This is a genomic window from Stieleria maiorica, from assembly GCF_008035925.1.
Taxonomy (GTDB): Bacteria; Planctomycetota; Planctomycetia; order Pirellulales; family Pirellulaceae; genus Stieleria; species Stieleria maiorica.
The window spans coordinates 8,109,948-8,128,685 of record NZ_CP036264.1 but is presented as its reverse complement, the minus strand read 5'-3'; the positions used below and the strand labels follow the sequence as shown (position 1 = coordinate 8,128,685).

Below are 18,738 nucleotides of genomic sequence, written 5' to 3'. Positions count from 1 at the left end.
ATGACGAACCAACAAGCCCACGCCGAAAATCGCGAACCGACCCGTTTTCATTCTGCCAAAAGTCGTCTGGCCCGGCGCACGGTGCTGCGTGGCAGCGGCGTCGCGATGTCACTGCCGTGGTTGTCGGCGATGCAAGCATCTGCGGGAACGCAGACCGATCCCCCGCCCCAACGATTCGTCTCGGTTTCGATCGGGTTGGGACTGCTGGCCGAAAACTTGTTCCCCGAACAATCCGGCCAAACGTATTCGCCGTCCCGCTACTTGAAACAACTGGACGACATCCGCGATCAATTCACGGTCGTCTCCGGCAGCAGTCACCCGGGCGTTTCAAACGGGCACCGCGCCGAAGCGAGCATCTTGACCGCGACACCGATCGGAAACAGCGGCAGCGCCAAGAACACCATCTCGGTCGATCAATACCTGGCCAAGCATCTCGGCGGTGCCACGCGTTATCCGTCGTTGGTCCTCAGCACCAGCGGAACGCAAAGCCCCTCCTACACCGACACCGGGGCGATGATCCCTTCGGAAAGTTCGCCCGCCCGGTTGTTCGCCACGCTGTTCATCGACCAGTCACAAGAGGAACGCCTGCGGCAAGCCGATCGGATTCGCAGCGGACGCAGCATCATGGACGTGGTCAACGACGACGCCAAGCGATTGCAACGCGATCTGGGCGCTGGTGACCGCAATCGACTGGATTCGTACTTTTCCAGCGTCCGTGAACTTGAATTGCGCATGGCCGCCAACGAACGCTGGGCAAAACTGCCCAAGCCGGTCGTCGACGCCAAACCGCCGACCCCGCCGGACGCAAATGACCTGGTCGGCTGCCAGGCGATGATGCTGAGCTTGATGAAACTGGCTCTGCAAACCGACTCGACGCGATTCATCACGCTGAACCTACCCGGCGGCAACGCCAAGCTGCCGATCGAAGGCGTCGACGAGGGCTATCACACGCTCAGCCATCATGGTCGCGACGCGGACAAGCTCGCTCAGTTGGCGTTGATCGAAGAAGAAATCGTTGCGGCCTATGGCGATTTCCTCCGCAGCCTGGCTGGCTTTGAAGAAACCGAAGGCAACTTGCTCGACCAGACCTCCGTCTTGATGACCAGCAATCTCGGCAACGCCTCCAGCCACGACAACCGCAACCTGCCCGTACTCGTTGGGGGTGGTGGCTTCCGCCACGGACAACATCTCGCCTTTGATCGCAGCAACAATTATCCTTTAGCCAACCTGTTCGTCTCGGTGTTGCAGCAATCCGGACTGCCGACCGATGAGTTTTCGAGCGGGAAATCGACGATGAAGGGGCTTGAACCGACACGGGCGTAGCCCGCCTCAAAGACTCTTGCCGAACCAGAGTGATGGCCAACGTTCTCGTCACCGGCGCGACCGGTTTCATCGGTACCCAGTTGGTCCGCCATCTTTCGGCCCGCGGTGATCGCGTCACGTGCCTGGTTCGATCCACCTCAGATCGACGCGGCCTGCAAGCGTTTGATCCACAGTTCATCGTCGGCGATCTGTCCGACCGGCGATCGCTGGACGATGCCGTCCGTGATTGCGACGTCGTCTTCAATCTGGCCGGAACGACCAAAGCGCTGCGGAAACGGGAGTTCGAACAAGCCAACCTGCTCGGGCCGCGGCTGTTGGCCGAGGCCTGCGCCGATCGCGACACGCCGCCCACGCTGGTCCACGTGTCCTCCCTGGCCGCCGCCGGACCATGCAACGGATCCACCCTGCGGAGTGAAACCGACGAACCCGCGCCGGTTTCCGATTACGGGAAAAGCAAACTGGGCGGCGAATCGGCACTGCTGGAGTACGCCGATTCCGTTCCGATCTCCATCCTCCGCCCGCCGATCGTGCTGGGCCCCGGCGATCGCGATGGTTTCGAGATGTTTGGCGGGATCGCGAAATGGAACCTGCACTTGGTCCCCGGCATTGCCGACCACCTCTTCTCCGTGATCCACGTCGACGACCTCTGCCATGCGCTGGTCCTGGTCGCAACGGCCGGCATGCGTGTTTGCCACAACGCGACCGATCGCCGAGGCATCTATTTCGCGGCCGCCGATGAAACACCGACGTACGCGGAACTTGGACAGATGATCGGCCGATCGTTGGGCAAACAACACGTCTGGATCGTCCGCAGCCCTTCGCCGCTGATCTGGACCATCGCAACGATCAACAGTGGTGTTTCCCGGCTTCGCGGTCGGCCGCACATCCTGAGCATCGACAAAGCCAGAGAGGCGACCGCAGGATCCTGGGCCTGCGACGCCGCACGGCTCCGCCGCGAGACCGGGTTCCAACCCGCCAAGACGCTTCAAGAAAGGATCGATGAGACCACAAGTTGGTACGTCGACAACGGTTGGATTAAAAGGGGCCGGTGATCGACACCAGAGATCGGTCCACGGATTCCAACCGACTTGACCGGGAACGATCAGCCGGTGGAGAGGTAGGAAGATTAAGGAGGTAAGAAAATTTATTTAATCGAAGGGATGGTGCATTTCAAAATTTTCTTACCTCCAAAATCTTCTTACCCCCTTTCCGCCGCCCCTTCCCTTCAATAGTCGACGGAGCACTAGTCCACCTTCGCCCGTCGCAGCCGCAGTGCGTTACTCACAATCACCAGATCCGATCCGACCATGGCCATGGCGGCGGTGATCGGATGCAGTTCGCGCAACCAGTGCGGAGCCGAATCGACACCGGCCAACACACCCGCGGCGACCGGGATCAGCGCGACGTTGTAGGCAAAGGCCCAGAACAGGTTTTGCTTGATGTTCCGCATCGTCATCGCCGACAGATGGACCGCCCGCGCGACGCCGCGCAATTCCCCGCCCAACAGCGTGACATCGGCCGCTTCGATTGCGACGTCGGTCCCGGTTCCGATCGCGATTCCGACGTCGGCCTGGGCCAGCGCCGGAGCGTCGTTGATGCCGTCGCCCACCATCGCCGTGAACTCGCCCCGCGACTGCAAGTCCCGAATTCGCTTCGTCTTGTCGCCCGGCAACACTTCGGCCATCACGTCGTCGATGCCGACTTGTTCGGCGACCGCTTCGGCGGTGTGCTGGTTGTCACCGGTCAGCATCGACACCACGATGCCCTTGCCGTGCAACCGCCGGATCGCTTCGGCGGATTCCGGTTTGATCGTGTCGGCGACCGCGATCAAACCGATGATCGCTCCGTCACAGGCGACCCACATCACGGTCTTGGCCTGTCGCTGCAACCCGGCGGCGCGATCCTGCAGTTCTGCGTCGACCTGCGAATGCTGCTCCACAAACCGCAGGTTGCCCACGTGCACCTGTTTTCCGTCCCACCTGGCGGAGACACCTTGGCCGGGCGTCGACTGGACGTCATCGGGCATCGATGTTTCGACGCCCAATCGCTGGGCTTCATTCAAAATCGCCGCGGCGATCGGATGCTGGCTGCCCCATTCGACACTGCCCGCCATCGCGATCAATTGTTCCGCGTCTAAATCAGACAACGTGATCGTATCGGTGATCACTTGCTCGCCGCGCGTGATCGTGCCGGTCTTGTCCAGGACCACATGATCGATCCGGCCGACACGCTGGATTGCTTCGCTGGACTTGAACAGAATCCCGTTCTCCGCCCCGCGTCCCATCCCCACGGTCACCGCCAGCGGTGTCGCCAAACCCATCGCACAGGGGCACGAAATGATCAACACCGCGATCATCCGCAAGATCGCAACGACGGTGTCTCCGATGATAAAGAACCAAACGCAGAATGCGGCCAGCGCGACCGCGATCACGATCGGAACGAAGACCGCAGAGATCTGATCGGCCAGCTTCTGGATCGGTGCCTTCGTCGCCTGGGCGTCGGCAACTTGCTTGACGATTCGCGCGAGTGCCGATTCAGCCCCCAAGTGCTGCGCTTCGATCGTCAGCACCCCATCGCCGTTGATCGTCGCACCGATCACATCGCTTCCGACCGGCTTCTGGACCGGCATGCTTTCGCCGGTGATCATGCTCTCGTCGACCACGCTTTGGCCGGCGATCACGACTCCGTCAACGGGGATCCGCTCTCCCGGACGTACGATCACATGGTCGCCCAGCACCACCTCTTCGATCGGCACGTCGACTTGGTTGCCATCACGCACGATCCGCGCCGTTTTGGCTTGCAGATTCAACAGTGATGTGATCGCACCATTGGTTCGCGTCTTGGCACGACCTTCGATCCAATGACCGACCATGACCAGGGCGATGATCGTGGCGGAGGTTTCGAAGTAGACGTGAGTTCCCAACAGCTCGCTGCCCGCGGTCAACAACAGCATCACCGCCACGCTGAACGCGTACGCCACCGACGTGCTCATCGTCACCAACACGTCCATGTTGGCCACACGGCTGCGCAGCGACCGAAAGGCGCCTTCGTAAAACGTCCGGCCGACGTAGAACTGCACCGGAGTCGCCAAGGCGAACATCAGGTAATTCACCCAATCGGCGTGCGCCCACGGCCCCCAGAGGCCGAAGTCTCGGCCCATGCTGAGCACAAACAACGGCAGCGTCAGCGCCACACCCAACCACATCACCCGCGTGGCGTGCAGCTCCCTCCGGCGGTCTTCCTCCGTCGTCTCGCGATCCCCCGTTTCCACCTGAAATCCGGTCTGGCGGATGACGTCTGCCAATTGGGCTTCGTCCGTTTTCGCCGGGTCGTAGTTGATCACCACGTTGCCGCCGGCAAAGTTCACGACGGCCGATTGCACGTCCGGTTGCCGCAACAACGATCGCTCGATCGATTGTGCGCAGCCGGCGCAAGTCATGCCCGACACGTTAAATTCCGCGCGGCGGTTCCCGTCAGCAGTGTTCAGTTCAGACACGTTCTTGATTGCTTCCTGATAAATCTTCGTCGACCGGCCCGTCACGCGCATCTTGATCGTCCACCCGGTGTTCATCCACCAGGATTCGGACCGAGGGCGAATCCAGATCGTCGTACTGGCCGTCGCGGATGCAATACAGGCATGCCAACAGCCCGCCGCCACCAAGCAGCAACGCGATCGGCAATGCGATGTACAGCACACTCATTTTGAAAAACACCTCAATGGCTCGGATACAAGCAACAAGCGATTCAGCGAACGTTGGTGTCTAGCCTTTAGGCGATTCCCGGTCGCTGCAAGGCAGCGACAATGGGCGGCTAAAGCCTGGACACCAACACATTCGCTCGGACCGCTATTCTGCCTGATCGGCAAACGTCGGCCAGGCGAGTGTCAATGACAACACGGACACCGAACTGATCGGCATCAACACCGCCGCGACCAGCGGGCTGATGAATCCCAACATCGCCAACACGACGGCGACCACATTGTACGCCAGCGAAACCGCAAACGTCGTGCGGATCAAATGGTTCGTCCGCCGCGACGCGTCCACGAGGTCCGCCACGCTCTCCAGCGTCCCCGACGCGACGAACACCGGTGCCGCCTGCAGGCTCACCTCGGCCCCCCCACGCACCGCGATCCCCACGTCCGCCGCCGCCAACGCCGCCGCGTCGTTGGCCCCATCGCCGATCATCACCACCGGCCCCGCGCCATCGGCAGTCACCTGTTTCAACTTGTCTTCCGGCGAAAGGCCGCCCAACGCATTTTGCGGATCGATGCCGACCCGGCGCGACACTTTGTCGACCAACTCGCGGTGGTCACCCGATAAAATCCCCACCCCCCAGCCGGACCGGCGGATCCGATCGACCGTCGATTTGGCGTCACGTTTGATCGGATCGGCGATCGCCAGCACCGCGATCGCTTGGCCATCGATCGCGACGATCACGGGTGTGGTTTGATTTTCCAAACAACGCTGCGTCTGATCCAAGATTTCCGTCGACGGCACGGCGCCTTGACGACGCAGAAACGTTTCGTTGCCTACGTCGACCCGGCTTCCTTCGCAGCGGCCCGAAATCCCCCCCATCTCCAACTCGATCGCGTCCACCTGCGCCGGCGGCGCAAGATCCAACCGATCCGCTTCACGCAGAATCGCATCGGCGATCGGGTGACAACACTCGCGTTCGATCGCCGCGGCCATCTGTAACGCTTCGGTCGGTCCATAGACAAGTTCCGCCCGCGGACGTCCTTCGGTCAACGTGCCCGTCTTGTCAAACCACACGGTGCCGCGACCGCTAAGCTGCTGCAGCACATCGCCGTCGCGAATCAAGATCTTTCGTTTCGCCGCCCGACCGAGCGAAACCGCGATCGCAAGCGGCGTCGCCAGTGCCAACGCACACGGACAGGCGACGATCAACAACGACGTCGCATGGGCCGTCGCGAGGTCGATTCCGTGACGCGCCCAGGCGGCGAACGCGATCACCGCCAGCAGCGTCACCACGACAACAAAAACGCCGCCGATGCGGTCGGCCAATTGCACAATCGGCGTTCGCTGAGCCATCGCCGCCTCGACCGATTCCATCACCCGCCCGATGCGACTGTCCGACCCGATCGCTTCGACACGCACCGTGATCGGTCGCGACAGGTTGACCGTGCCCGCAGTCACGCCGTCGCCGACGCTTGCTTCCACCGGGACGCTTTCACCGGTCAATAACGATCGATCGACCATCGTTTCTCCCTCGACGATCCGCCCATCAACGGGAATGCTCTCGGACACGTTGACCCGGATCACCTGCCCCGCGGTCAATGAATTGACCATCACCCAGCGCGCGGGAGCATCGGCGGAATCTTTATCGATCAATCGGGCATGCTGGGGTGTGATCCGCAGCAACAGATCGACCGCGCTGGCCGCACGATGCTGTTGTCGGAACTGAATCCAACGCCCGATCAGCAACAAGAACACCAGCATCGCCAGCGAATCAAAATAGACTTCGCCGCTACCGCTGATCGCGTTGACCAATCCGACGATCGTGCCCACCGAAAGCCCCAACGCGACCGGCAGGTCCATGTGCGGCGTCCAGTTTCGCAGCGCCGCCAGCGCACTGACGAAAAACGTCCGGCCTGGAAACGCAACCGTGGCGACACCCAACACCGCCGCGGCGATCCGCAAAAACAGTCGGTGCTCGCTGGCAACGCCCGATGCGTCACCGGCATACAGTGCGATCGCGATCCACATCGCATTGGCCGCACAAAAACCGGCCGCGGCGATCTGCATCAACAACCGGCGGTTCTCCTGGCGGAAACGGTCCACCGGTTCGGTCGTCAGCGGCGACAGCGTGTAACCCAACTTGCCGATCAGATGGGCGATTTCGCTGAGCTTGATCTGCTCGGGATCGAAGACGATCTGAACGGTGTGACGATTCAATCGAACCCTCGCCAGGTGCCATCCCCGCGTCCGCCCGGCGACGTTTTCGATCAGCCACGCGCACGCCGCGCAGTGTAAGCCGCTGACCGACAGCTCTGTCGACAGGCTGCCGTCGGATCCACGTCGGGGCGCCGACGCCCCCAGATACTGATCGTCGTCAAAGCAGTCGTAGCGAGACGCGTCCGCTTTGGCAAACACGCCGGTCGATCCGCCCGACCGGTCGCGGATCGCGTAATAGTCGTCCAACCCCCAACCATGAATCAACTCGTACGCCTGACGGCAACCACCGCAGCAAAACACCCGTGTCGGATCGTCGGCGCTGCTGCAAACGGTCGGCAACCCACAATGCACACAAGGGATCTCACAGCGCTGTGGCTGGGAGGTCGAATCGGCTTGCGGCGTGGATGCGGTCGATGACATGTCGAGATGCTTCGTCCAAACTTGTTTTTGGGGTAGGACAGAGAAAGGGGATTCAGCAATCGCTCGTGTCTAGCCTTTAGGCGATTCCCGGTCGCTGCCTCGCAGCGACTGGGGGCGGCTGATGCCCACTACCGCTAAGTTTAGGCCACTCGCGCTCGCGCGAGCCGGCTGATGACAATCGATTGTCAGCCGTTTGGCGCGAGCCCAATGCCACCTAAAGTATGAACCGACGGCGCTAGCCGCGGGCCTTGGATTGCCATTCGAGACTCGTAAGGCCCGAGGCTAGCGCCTGCGGCTCAGTTTGTGATCGAAAGAATCCTTCACCTGACAGCACGGCAACGGTTTCTCCCCTGATTGTTCGACTTGCTCGATCGTCGTTCCCGACGACTTCAATTCCTCCAGCGAATCCAAACCACTGAATCCGCGCCCCGAGGCCGTGAAGCAGCCCGCAAAAATCAGCATCAGCGCGGCCAGCCCCGGGACCAGTCGTGAAAATCGAAGCGACAACACGCGCACCCCGGCGACCAGACCGACCAACGCCGGGACACTGCCCAGCCAAAACGCCGCCATCACGATCGCCCCACGCATCGGGCTGCCCGTTCCAGCCGCGATCAACGCGAACAAATACAACCAGCCACACGGCAGCAGCGTCGTCAACAATCCCGTCGCAAATCCGCGACCGGCGATCGGCAACCGAAAGATATACGGCCTCAATTTGACCAGCACCTTTCCCACCGCCGACGGCGCCGCGGAGACGTTTTTCGATCGGCCCCTCCAGAGGCTCCAAAGCTTCCACAATCCCATCGCGATCATCGCCGCGCCGACAACCCTGGCCGCGGCGACCTGGATGCCCAGCGTGTCGCCGCCGATGTCGATGATGTTGCCGATCAATCCGGCCACACCTCCGGCCAGCGTGTAGGTCAGCAATCGTCCCAGATGGTACAGCGTGGTGGACGCCGCCAAGGTGCCGCGGCTGACTTGGTCGCCGCCGCCGCTGGCCCAAATCGCCAGCGGCCCGCACATGCCGACGCAGTGCATGCTGCCCAAAACACTGGCGGTCACGACCGCCGTGACCAATACAAGGATTGTGTCCATCGCTAGCGTTTGATGTTGAAGGTCAACGACTGTGCCACCGGCTCCGAAGCCCCATCGATCTTGAGTTCCAGTTGCCAAATGCCCGCTCGCCCGGCCGGCACCAACGCCAAATAATTTCCCTCGCCGATCGACTTCAGCGAAACCGGGCTGACCTCGTCGGCCCGCGCGTGGTGGTACAACTTGCCGCCGACCACCAAGTTATCGATCCCATCGCCCTGCTCGTCGGTGATGTTCAATTCGATCGCCCGCATGCCCCGATCGTCTGCGACATCGGAGGCTTCAAAGCGGATCTGCCACCCCAGCCGATCGGCAGCCTCCAGGGTTCGCCGCGCCTCATCCCAGTTCAGCGCCCGGTTATGGTAATCGGGCACCACGGCGGCCGACGGATCGCCGATCGCCAGGTGCATCACCAGCCCCATGATGGTGCATTGGATCGCAAACAGAAACACGACCAACGCGATCCAAAACCGCTTGGCGCGTCGTTCTGCCGACTCGATGGATTCGATCCCTGTCGCCGTAGCCATTTACCGGGGTCCTAAAAGTGAGAATTCGACTTCGCGAACATTGTCGCTTTTGTCTGAAATCGTCGCCGGCACGACCTTGCGACCGCTGCCACGCGTCATCGAGCCCTTGAACGTGACGTGGACGGGAACCAACACCGACTGGCCGGGTTCCAGACTCATCTTGTCTTCATCCAACACTTCGATCGTTACATCGTCCGACTCGGAAACCAATCCATACTTTTGCGGCTCGGAGGTGCGATTGACCAGACGAATGCGAAACTCGTTGGATGCCGTGCCGTCGGGATACATGGTAAACGGGGCACCACCGGGACGAATGATTCGCGCGTCAAACCCCGATTTGGTCGAAATCGCAAACACCAGCCCGCTCATCAATAACAACAGAATCAGCGGATAAACGATCGTTCGGGCGCGGAACATCTTCATCGCCTTCCCTGCGATCGAATCCTGGGAACTGTAGCGGATCAGCCCCTTGGGCGACCCGACCCGCTCCATCACCACATCACAGGCGTCGATGCACTGGGTGCAATTGACACATTCCATCTGCAACCCGTTTCGGATGTCGATACCGGTCGGACAGACGACGACGCACTGGTTGCAATCCACGCAGTCCCCCGCGCCGTCACCGGAGGTGTGTTTGCCACGCTTTCGAGGTTCGCCGCGGACGTGGTCATAGGCCACGATCAACGACTGTTCGTCCAGCATGACCGACTGGAACCGACCGTAGGGGCAAGCGATCAGACAAAGCTGTTCGCGGAAGAACATGAAATCAAACAGCATCAATCCCAACGTTGCCGCCATCACCACAAACGCGACCGGATGTTCGATCGGTGAACTGGTCACCCACTCCTTCAGCTGGTCGGTGCGAACAAAATAGGCCAGGAAGGTGTGGGCCAAAAATCCGCACAACAAGACATACACCGCGAAGCGAGCGATCTGCAGCGGGAACGAGACGCTCCGTTTCGCCTTGCCCCCCTTGCCCACCGTGCCTTCAAACAACCGATCGATCGGGCGGAACAGAAACTCCATGTAGACCGTTTGGGGACAGGCCCAGCCGCACCAGGCGCGCCCGGCAATCGCGGTGACCAAGACGATGGAGACGAACACGGTCAACATCAACAACGCCAGCAACAGCGTGTCGGTCGGCAGAAACGTGCGTCCCAGAATCGTAAACTCACGACCGGCGATGTCCAACAAGATGACGGGCTTGCCGCCGATCCGCAGATGCGGGACCAGCACAAACACCACCATCAATAGATAGGCAACGATGCGTCGACGTTGCCACCAGGCCCCCATCGACAATCGCGGACGCAACCAGCGTCGACTGCCGTCACGCTCCATCGTGCTCAGCACGTGTTCGGGAGCGTCCAACAACGCGTCGTTGCCCGGTACAGTCTTGTTCATCTCTGTTCTGTTCAAATCCTCCACGTATCCTCGTTTATCCTCGTTCCAAGGCTCCGCCTTGGAACGCAATGCCCGAGTGGCTCCGCCACACGTAGCCGACCCATACGAGGCGAAGCCTACAAGTCGGTGTGTCCCCAGGCTGAGCCCGTGAACAAGGTTCAATTTTCCTCGTTCCAGGCTCCGCCTTGGAACGTAATGCCCAGAATCAATTTTCCTCGTTCCAAGGCTCCGCCTTGGAACGTAATGCCCAATTGCCTCCGCCATTCCGCCGCAGCGAAACTCTCGGCGAGTTCCGCTACCCGAAACGATCACGACTTCGCGTCGCCCTCTTCGTCCGACTCTTCCTCGACCACCGGCTCCGGCCACGGCGCAATCTTGTTGCCCTCTTCCGGTCGGCCGCCTTCCACATTCTGCCCCCGTAACTTGGCGACATAGGCAGACACCAAAACGATCTCGTTGATGTGCAGCCGATTGGACCACTTCGGCATCGCCCCGTTTCCGGCGCCGTTGTTGATCACTTTGCCGATGTCCGCCAACACGGTGATGTTCTTGAACGCCTCGTCGGTCAAATTCGGGCCGACCTTGCCTTCGCCCTCGCGGCCGTGACAGGAGACGCAATTGGCGCGGAACACCGACTCGCCGACCTTCACCCAGCTGTCTTTGGCCATGAACCTGGCGATCGTCGGGCCGTCCAATTTCAGGTCCCCGATCTCGGCGAACTGCAATCGCGTGTTCTCCGCCAGCGCGACGCCGTACTGATCTTGGATCGATCGTCCTTTCGCGCCGTTGTGGTAATACACCCAATAGAACGGACAGAACACGATCGACGCGATAAACAACCATTTCCACCAACCCGGCAGCGGATTGTCATACTCTTCGATGCCGTCATAGGCGTGGTCGGTCTTTGGTGCTTCACTCACTGCGAGGATCCTCGATATGATCGCTTAATGGAATGGCGGCAAACTTTTCCGTGGCGTGATTGCTGAGACGAAACGCGCCGAAAAAGATCAGAATAAAAGTGACGACAAACAGCGCCAGCGCGACCTCGGCACAGGCGGAATAGTCGATGAAGGAAACTAAATCTTTGATCATGGCTCTGGGTTTGCTGGAGGTTTCTCACTCGGTCTCGTCGTCGGCTTCGGCTTCGGCCGCTGTGTCTCCCGATTCAACCGCGGTCCCGGCCGCCACATCACCGCCGCTTTCCTCGGGCTTCGGTTCCGGCGTGGCGAACAGATCGATCCCGATCCGTTGCAGGTAGGCGATCAACGCCACCGCTTGCGTGTCCATCGTGCTCGCCGGACCGCCCTGGGCGACGATCTCCGCGGCGACCCGCTCGGCCTGCTTGTAAGCGACCTCGGCGGTGTTGTTCAGATCCTCGTCGCTGTACGGGGCGCCCAGTTGCCACGCCGCTTTGACGTGCGGCGCGATGGCGTCGAAGTTCATTTCTTCAGTCAACAAATGCTCGTAGCTGGGCATCACCGAACCCGGCGAGACGTAGGCCGGATTCTCGAAGTGACGCCAGTGCCAGAAACTGCTCTGCCGGCCACCCTCGCGCGCCAGGTCGGGACCGATGCGACGGCTGCCCCACTGGAACGGGCGGTCATAGATGAATTCGCCGGGTTTGCTGTATTCGCCATAACGCTTGGTTTCGGCCACGATCGGGCGGATCATCTGCGAGTGGCAGTTGTAACAACCCTCGGAAACAAAGATGTGACGTCCGGCAAGCTCCAGCGGCGTGTACGGTTTGACTGTCGCGATCGTCGGCACGTTGGACCGGATCAAGAACGTCGGCACCAGCTCGAACAACGTTGCAATCACCACCGCCAACGTCGTCAACACGGTGAACCGGACCGGCAATCGCTCCCAACGGCGGTGCCAGCCCATCCTGGCCCAGACGCTCAAACTTTTCGCCGAGTCCAACATCGGCACGTCGTCCAAATCGCTCTTCGGCTTGGGATCGTCCTGATAGTCGTCTGTCAGCCGTGGCGCCGAGTAGACCGGGACGTCGTAGCTGTCCGGACGCCCGAACCAAGTGAACAACGCGTTGATGCACAACATCACGATCCCGCCGACATACAACGCACCGCCCAGCACACGCACCCACCACAGCGGGACGATCGATTGGACCGTTTCGATGAAGTCCGGGTATTGAAGGTTTCCGGTCTCATCCATCGCACGCCACATCAGACCCTGCATCAGACCGGCGGCGTAGATCGGCACGATGTACAGCAGAATCCCCAGCGTGCCGGTCCAGAAGTGCAAACTGACCAGTTTTTCGCTCCAGATCTTGGTCTGGAAGATTCGCGGCAGCAGCCAGTACAGCATGCCGAACGCCATGAACCCGTTCCATCCGAGCGCCCCGGAGTGGACGTGGGCGATCGTCCAGTCGGTGTAGTGGCTGAGCGAGTTGACCGATTTGATCGACAACATCGGGCCTTCGAACGTCGCCATCCCATAAAAGGTTACGCCGACGACAAAGAATTTCAGCACCGGGTCGGCGGCGACCTTGTGCCAGGCACCGCGTAGCGTCAGCAAACCGTTGATCATGCCGCCCCAGCTGGGCATCCACAGCATCAAACTGAACAACATCCCCAACGTGCTGGCCCACTCCGGCAACGCCGTGTAGTGCAAGTGGTGGGGACCGGCCCAGATGTAGATGAATACCAACGACCAAAAGTGGATGATGCTCAATCGGTAACTGAACACCGGCCGGTCGGCCGCCTTGGGCAGGAAGTAATACATCAAACCCAAAAACGGCGTGGTCAGGAAAAACGCCACCGCGTTGTGACCATACCACCACTGCATGAAAGCGTCCTGAACCCCCGCGTAAACGCTGTATCCTTTGAACAATCCGGCCGGAACGACCAGGTTGTTGAACACGTGCAAGACCGCGACCGTGACGATCGTCGCGATGTAAAACCACAACGCCACGTACATGTGACGCTCGCGACGATTGATCAACGTCATCAGGAAGTTGCCGCCGAAGATCAGCAACCACACCACCGCGATCGCGATGTCGATCGGCCACTCCAATTCGGCGTACTCACGCGACTGGGTGATTCCCAACGGCAACGTCACCGCCGCGGCGACGATGATCGCCTGCCAGCCCCAAAAGTGCAGCCGGCTGAGCGTGTCGCTCCACATCCGTGCCTTGCACAATCGCTGGGTGCTGTAATAAACCGCCGCGAAGATCGCGTTGCCGGCGAACGCGAAGATCGCCGCGTTGGTGTGCAGCGGTCTCAACCGCCCGAATGACAGCCACGGGATCCCCTCGGTCAACGTCGGCATCACCAACAACAATGCGACGAACAGCCCCGCCAGGGTGCCTACCAGCGCCCAAACGATCGTCGCCGTCGCGAACAGGCGAACGATCCCGTCGTCATAGCTGAATGACTCCAATACAGTCGAGCGTTGTGTCGTGGTCCCATCTGCTGCATCGGCTTGCTCCGATTGATTCGCGACATGCGTGTCCATCAGCGGCGTTCATCTTTGGTCAGTGATTTCCTTGCGGCCTTAACGGGGACGACCGCGACAAGCCCGCTGTTTAACAAATTTGGTGCCGAAGGCGGAGTGTTAATTCGAATTCTGGACCCCGCAGCGGCGAAACGCCGCGAAACGCACACCCAGCGTGACGGTTTGCCGCATCTAAAATACCGAATTTCGTGCCCCGGTGCACACCCAGGCGGGCCGGCGCGCCCAGCCGCACACAGTCTGGGCGACCTCTTCCTCGCTCCACCGCCACGCACCGCCGTGGCGACAACATCGACCACGCGTTTCGGGTCTTTCACAACGCATCAAACGGAAAATGGTCCCCGATCGCATCCGGATCGGCACTCCGTTTGCATTGTAACGGTTGAAACTCGATTTCAGCCCCAACGCGAACGCACGCAACGGAACGTCACGCAACAGAAGGAACATGAAGATGATCGAACGGGACACGATTCACCGACGTGGGCAAGCTCTGGAAGATCAATACTTCCAACGTGTCGACCAGGAACTTTTGCGCAAGCTTCGCGAGAAAGATGAACGCGACGAACGTCTGGCGGAACTGACCAAGGCGACCGGGGTCCGCGACGAACGCGTGGCGACCCACTTGGTCGAAGCCGGCATCAACGCGTCCAACATCGCCGCGATGACGCTGACCCCGCTGGTGTTCGTCGCCTGGGCCAGCGGCTCGGTCACCCCGGAAGAACGCAAGAGTGTGATGAGTGCGGCGCTGCGGCGAGGGGTCAGCTCCAACCCGCTCGCGTTCCGGTTGCTGGAACAATGGCTGCAAGCGCGTCCGCCACGCGACATGTGGGGGTTGTGGAAAGAATACGCCGCGGGCGTCCACCACACACTGCCCGCCGAGACCGCCAACAAGCTACGCCAGCGGTTGTTGGAACAGGCCAAGGAAGTCGCCATGGCCTCCGGTGGCGTGCTTGGCGTGGGAAAGGTCTGCCCGGCCGAACAACGCGTCCTGGACGAAATCGAATCCACGTTGCCGGCGCGGACCGACGGCTAACCGGACCGTGCCGGTTTCCGATCATGCCAGCCCGAAGCGTCAGCGAGGGACGCCACGTGGCCCCTCGCTGACGCTGCAGGCCGGCATCGGCAAGATCACCCTTTTCATCCTACCGCCCCAAAAGTCACCCATGCGCCGCACCAACCTTCTCTCACTCACCCTGATCGCCGCCGTTTTGATCCCATCGCTTGCCGCGTCCCCCGCGGCCGCGCAAGACCCGATCGGCGGTGAACGCGTGGCCCCGGACAACGTCGCACCGTTGATGCGTCGGAAGCTCGATCGCGCCAAAAACATCTTGGAAGGCTTGACGTTGGAACAGTTCGACAAGATCGCCAGCAACGCGCGTTCGCTGCGATTGCTCAGCATGGAAGCCGGCTGGAATGTCGTGCAGACGGAGGAGTATCGAAAACAAAGCGACGAGTTTCGCCGCGCTTGCAATTCCGTCGAAAAAGCCGCCGACGGCAAAGACGTTCACCGCGCGGCGTTGGCTTATGTCTCACTGACGGTTCGCTGCGTCGAATGCCACAGCTACATGCGCGAGAACAAAATCAAGCTCGCCGGCCTGGAGATTCAAGACCGTCGCACCGACGCGTCAAAGCTCCATTCTGCCGAACCGTTCTCCCCAGCTGCTCTCCCCTAAGCGCGCCCTCCATTCTCCCCAGCAGTTTGTCGAAGCGTTGTCCCCAGCGGCTCCCCCCTGGCCGTGGTCGAAGGTGAACCAAACGACGAGGTCAGAAATGAATCTCAGTCTCGAACTCAGCATGAAATGACAACTCTTCGTTGTTAAATTCCTTTGACGACATGCCGTCGCGACCGCTGATCGATTCTCCGTCGATATCCACGTCGACCGCCGGTCCGCGATTAATGCTCAACGACGAATTGCCGATCCAGACATTCATTGACATCAGTGAACCGTCGGGGGTCAGCGTCAAAGTAACGTTCAGGCCGGTGGGGAGAAAGAACGCGTTTTCCGCGTCTTCTTTCAATTGCGTTTCCAATTCGCTTTTTTCTTCGGCCGACACCTCCTGGGCACTCAAGCTCAACACGATGCACGGCTGATCGAAGAACACGCCGTTGTAGGCAAATGAGTGGTTGAGCCCGCTGGAATTGTCGCCCAATTTCATCATGCCGATGTCCCCGTCCCCCGTGTCACTGAAGTCAGTCCCCAGATCGTCGAGTGACGGGTCCGGCAGAGGCCCCATTGCCAGGTGCAGTTCTCTTCCCGAAGCCTGAAAACTCAAGTGCAGATGGAGCACTTGCAATGCACGAGCCCGCAAATGGTTCGCAAGAAAATCCACCGACATAGGATTGGATTCGATCTCGTCCGCGCTGCGATCATGGCATCTGCGTTGAAGTTCGGGCGATGCCCGACAAGACAGAACTTTACCGACGCAATGCAAGCGATTGAGGAGCTTGCAGTTTTTCTTCGACTCCGCTGCCGACACCCGAGCCAACAATTCGACAACCTACTCGAAACGATCTCCGAACTCGTTATCGGCAATCGACCAGGTCACCAAGAAAAACGGGAACTCAAACGCAGGCAGAAAAACGACAAGCTCATGAAAGCGAAACGCAGCCCGAACCGAAACCGCTACGCCACAGCAGCTTAGGCTTATGCCCGTGCGATTCTCGTCTGACCCTTTTCTCATCCGCGGAAAGACGGGTCGCTAGTCTTCTTCCTCAAAAATCTCATAGCAAATTTCACTGATTGCTTGCGAGAAGCTTGAGTCCATAGGAACTACTTTTCCTGTGTTCTGGACTTCGACGATATTCCATGTCCACTTGTCGAATCCGATACACCTGCCCGACATATTGTCCCCAATAAGAATGATGTCTTGTGGTGTCGCTGCATCGTATACCTCACCAAACGTTTTTGGTGATCTATAGATCACATAGCACATGGCGATTGCCCCCCAACCTACCTCCCGAAGGAATGCGATGTAGTCCTGGGGAATTTCTGGATAGTCGGATTCAATTTCGGCAATCGTAGTGTCTGAAACTGAATCAAAATCGGTGTCCTCGTCTTCGAGGATCTGCTTTTTCAGTTCGTCGTACAATATCGTCATCCTCCAAACCTATCAACTATTTCGCCATAAGCTGCGCCAGTACCGTGAATGCCTCCTTGATGACGATCAGGGAATCGGGCCGGCACAAGATTCCACCACTGATGAGGAGCGTTAAATTGATTTGGAATGTACTCATGGGCATCATAATGCCAACCGACTTTACGCGCATCGTTCATGTTTGGCACGGTGTCTATTTCGGTTTGAGTGTATGTGGGCCAAGTTTGTTGAGTTTCCCTTGCCCATCGTTTGCGTAGGGATCTTAGTTGCGAATTTGTCCATCGGTGGGCCTCGGTGGCTTCCGGCGAGAGAAATTGGATTTCGTCACCATTTTCTCGGAAATGTTTTATGATTTCCTTTCTCTGCTTCCGACCAAGGCGAAATCCAGTATGTGCCTCGATCTCCTTAACGTACCGGAGCATTAGTCGGGCATTACTGCGTATTTCCGCCGCTCGCTCGGCTGAGATTCCAACCTTTGCGGCAGGGTCGCGGCCAAACGCACCGGTGCCATTGTAGCGTTGTGTATTGTGGACCAGGACGCCTCGGTCCCCCACGTAGTACACGTGCTCCCCGTGTACTTCCAGATTGAAGACAGCTTGCGGGCCGGGTCTGGGGAGTTTGGAGACGACTTGTTTGGTGTCTCCGGCGTGGGTTTGGACTTGTTCTCCGATTTCTAGCGTGGCGGCTTGGACGTACTCTGCGCGGTCTGCGGACCAAAAGGGGTGGTTGCTGGTGGTGCCGATGGTTTCGGTGGAGACTTGGTCGCCGATGGTCAGGTCGATGACGTCGCCGCTGGAGTGATGGAACGTCGCCGTGACGACACGGCCAGTGCCCGGCTGCACTTGCGGTGCGGGTCGAAGGTCAACGATCACCGCCGGGCCGGTGATCGCCAACTCCGGAAGGTCCATCTCCGCGGCCAACCCGACCAGTTCCAACCCCGCATCGGCAATGACGAAATCCGTGATCGCCAAATCACGAAAGATGGGCCGCAACGGAGACAACGGAACCGACAATTCCGCTTGGCCGATATCGATCGTCGGCACTTTGGGAAACGCGACCTCGGTTGATGCGTCTTCCTTCTCGTCGACGATGAAATTGATTTGCGATCGAACCCAGTCTTCGCTGCGCAGCAGTTCGATCGTCAGCTCACTGCCGTCCTCCTTGGGCATGACCAGGGAAAGCTGCAGCCAATCATTCCAATCCGGTTCGCTCCACGAGGCGCGTTCTTCGTCGGAGACTTCCGGGTTGTGCGCCAGGACACGATCGCCGACACAGATCTCTTCGATCGGCCTGGTTCCGACCAATGGGTGTGCGGTCGGCATTGGTCTCGCGGAAGAAAGCGAGACGAGCTGCTCGGCGTTATCCGACGCTGCTGCCTCCTTAAGATGTTGAGGCCGGCGCTCGGGTGCACCGAACATCAAGTAGGCAGCGACGAGCAGCCCGGTGACAGCCGTAAGTCGACCGACGATTTGAATTCGGCGGATACGGTCGTGATT

17 protein-coding genes are annotated in these 18,738 nt (G+C 59.9%); 5 read left to right on the top strand and 12 right to left on the bottom strand.

Annotation, left to right across the window (positions count from 1 at the left end):
- Both Mal15_RS27605 and Mal15_RS27600 read left to right on the top strand, forming a co-directional pair.
- Positions 1–1,323: a DUF1552 domain-containing protein gene (locus Mal15_RS27605; RefSeq protein WP_147870707.1), complete on the top strand. Its 1,323-nt coding sequence runs from the start codon at positions 1–3 to the stop codon at positions 1,321–1,323.
- A gap of 32 nt (positions 1,324–1,355) precedes the next feature.
- Complete coding sequence (locus Mal15_RS27600) at positions 1,356–2,375, top strand: NAD-dependent epimerase/dehydratase family protein (RefSeq protein WP_147870706.1); 1,020 nt, start codon at positions 1,356–1,358, stop codon at positions 2,373–2,375.
- A 191-nt stretch (positions 2,376–2,566) separates the two neighbouring features.
- Here the strand turns inward: Mal15_RS27600 and Mal15_RS27595 are convergent, their stop codons facing one another.
- The 9 genes from Mal15_RS27595 to ccoN all read right to left on the bottom strand — a co-directional run bounded on the left by Mal15_RS27595 (position 2,567) and on the right by ccoN (position 14,149).
- Positions 2,567–4,819 carry a heavy metal translocating P-type ATPase gene (locus tag Mal15_RS27595; protein ID WP_199773746.1) on the bottom strand — a complete coding sequence of 751 codons (2,253 nt, stop codon included), beginning with the start codon at positions 4,817–4,819 and terminating at the stop codon, positions 2,567–2,569.
- The gene (ccoS, locus tag Mal15_RS27590) at positions 4,812–5,024 is read right to left on the bottom strand and encodes a cbb3-type cytochrome oxidase assembly protein CcoS (protein WP_147872586.1); all 213 of its coding nucleotides are present in this window, start codon (positions 5,022–5,024) and stop codon (positions 4,812–4,814) included. Before ccoS ends, Mal15_RS27595 begins: the two co-directional genes overlap by 8 nt.
- Positions 5,025–5,168: 144 nt before the next feature.
- Positions 5,169–7,655, bottom strand: coding sequence for a heavy metal translocating P-type ATPase (locus Mal15_RS27585; protein WP_147870705.1), 2,487 nt, complete (start codon positions 7,653–7,655; stop codon positions 5,169–5,171).
- A gap of 282 nt (positions 7,656–7,937) precedes the next feature.
- Positions 7,938–8,750: a sulfite exporter TauE/SafE family protein gene (locus tag Mal15_RS27580; protein WP_233903067.1), complete on the bottom strand. Its 813-nt coding sequence runs from the start codon at positions 8,748–8,750 to the stop codon at positions 7,938–7,940.
- 2 nt (positions 8,751–8,752) lie between these two features.
- The gene (locus Mal15_RS27575) at positions 8,753–9,274 is read right to left on the bottom strand and encodes a FixH family protein (RefSeq protein WP_147870704.1); all 522 of its coding nucleotides are present in this window, start codon (positions 9,272–9,274) and stop codon (positions 8,753–8,755) included.
- Positions 9,275–10,675 carry a cytochrome c oxidase accessory protein CcoG gene (gene ccoG, locus Mal15_RS27570; protein ID WP_147870703.1) on the bottom strand — a complete coding sequence of 467 codons (1,401 nt, stop codon included), beginning with the start codon at positions 10,673–10,675 and terminating at the stop codon, positions 9,275–9,277.
- Between the two features lie 308 nt (positions 10,676–10,983).
- Positions 10,984–11,595, bottom strand: a complete 612-nt coding sequence (locus Mal15_RS27565; RefSeq protein ID WP_233903066.1) for a cbb3-type cytochrome c oxidase N-terminal domain-containing protein — start codon at positions 11,593–11,595, stop codon at positions 10,984–10,986.
- On the bottom strand, positions 11,588–11,767 hold the full coding sequence (locus tag Mal15_RS27560; protein ID WP_147870701.1) for a hypothetical protein: 180 nt from the start codon (positions 11,765–11,767) through the stop codon (positions 11,588–11,590). The genes Mal15_RS27565 and Mal15_RS27560 overlap by 8 nt, the downstream gene beginning before the upstream one ends.
- Before the next feature lie 24 nt (positions 11,768–11,791).
- Entirely contained in the window at positions 11,792–14,149 is a 2,358-nt protein-coding gene (gene ccoN, locus Mal15_RS27555; protein ID WP_147870700.1) for a cytochrome-c oxidase, cbb3-type subunit I, read from the bottom strand.
- A gap of 442 nt (positions 14,150–14,591) precedes the next feature.
- Between ccoN and Mal15_RS27550 the strand changes: the two genes are divergently transcribed.
- Positions 14,592–15,179: a hypothetical protein gene (locus Mal15_RS27550; protein ID WP_147870699.1), complete on the top strand. Its 588-nt coding sequence runs from the start codon at positions 14,592–14,594 to the stop codon at positions 15,177–15,179.
- Between the two features lie 7 nt (positions 15,180–15,186).
- Positions 15,187–15,819, top strand: coding sequence for a hypothetical protein (locus Mal15_RS27545; protein WP_199773745.1), 633 nt, complete (start codon positions 15,187–15,189; stop codon positions 15,817–15,819).
- 91 nt (positions 15,820–15,910) lie between these two features.
- Here the strand turns inward: Mal15_RS27545 and Mal15_RS27540 are convergent, their stop codons facing one another.
- Positions 15,911–16,381: a hypothetical protein gene (locus Mal15_RS27540; protein ID WP_147870698.1), complete on the bottom strand. Its 471-nt coding sequence runs from the start codon at positions 16,379–16,381 to the stop codon at positions 15,911–15,913.
- Positions 16,382–16,456: 75 nt separating this feature from the next.
- Here Mal15_RS27540 and Mal15_RS27535 point away from each other — a divergent pair, with 75 nt between their 5' ends.
- Positions 16,457–16,789 (top strand): hypothetical protein, encoded by a 333-nt coding sequence (locus Mal15_RS27535; RefSeq protein WP_147870697.1) that lies wholly within the window; start codon positions 16,457–16,459, stop codon positions 16,787–16,789.
- A 57-nt stretch (positions 16,790–16,846) separates the two neighbouring features.
- Here Mal15_RS27535 and Mal15_RS27530 read toward each other — a convergent pair whose 3' ends face one another.
- Together Mal15_RS27530 and Mal15_RS27525 are read right to left on the bottom strand one after the other, a co-directional pair.
- Entirely contained in the window at positions 16,847–17,236 is a 390-nt protein-coding gene (locus Mal15_RS27530; protein ID WP_147870696.1) for a hypothetical protein, read from the bottom strand.
- A gap of 5 nt (positions 17,237–17,241) precedes the next feature.
- A complete protein-coding gene (locus tag Mal15_RS27525; protein ID WP_233903065.1) occupies positions 17,242–18,660 on the bottom strand; it encodes a polymorphic toxin-type HINT domain-containing protein in 1,419 nt (472 codons plus the stop codon).
- Between the last annotated feature and the right edge of the window lie 78 nt (positions 18,661–18,738).

Coding starts and splice junctions, on each gene's coding strand:
- Mal15_RS27600 (WP_147870706.1), top strand. CDS start 1,356: ATGGCCAACGTTCTCGTCACCGGCGCGACCGGTTTCATCGGTACCCAG.
- Mal15_RS27585 (WP_147870705.1), bottom strand. CDS start 7,655: ATGTCATCGACCGCATCCACGCCGCAAGCCGATTCGACCTCCCAGCCA.
- Mal15_RS27580 (WP_233903067.1), bottom strand. CDS start 8,750: ATGGACACAATCCTTGTATTGGTCACGGCGGTCGTGACCGCCAGTGTT.
- Mal15_RS27575 (WP_147870704.1), bottom strand. CDS start 9,274: ATGGCTACGGCGACAGGGATCGAATCCATCGAGTCGGCAGAACGACGC.
- Mal15_RS27560 (WP_147870701.1), bottom strand. CDS start 11,767: ATGATCAAAGATTTAGTTTCCTTCATCGACTATTCCGCCTGTGCCGAG.
- ccoN (WP_147870700.1), bottom strand. CDS start 14,149: ATGGACACGCATGTCGCGAATCAATCGGAGCAAGCCGATGCAGCAGAT.
- Mal15_RS27525 (WP_233903065.1), bottom strand. CDS start 18,660: ATGTTCGGTGCACCCGAGCGCCGGCCTCAACATCTTAAGGAGGCAGCA.
- ccoG (WP_147870703.1), bottom strand. CDS start 10,675: ATGAACAAGACTGTACCGGGCAACGACGCGTTGTTGGACGCTCCCGAA.
- Mal15_RS27605 (WP_147870707.1), top strand. CDS start 1: ATGACGAACCAACAAGCCCACGCCGAAAATCGCGAACCGACCCGTTTT.
- Mal15_RS27535 (WP_147870697.1), top strand. CDS start 16,457: ATGGTTCGCAAGAAAATCCACCGACATAGGATTGGATTCGATCTCGTC.
- Mal15_RS27540 (WP_147870698.1), bottom strand. CDS start 16,381: ATGGGGCCTCTGCCGGACCCGTCACTCGACGATCTGGGGACTGACTTC.
- ccoS (WP_147872586.1), bottom strand. CDS start 5,024: ATGAGTGTGCTGTACATCGCATTGCCGATCGCGTTGCTGCTTGGTGGC.
- Mal15_RS27550 (WP_147870699.1), top strand. CDS start 14,592: ATGAAGATGATCGAACGGGACACGATTCACCGACGTGGGCAAGCTCTG.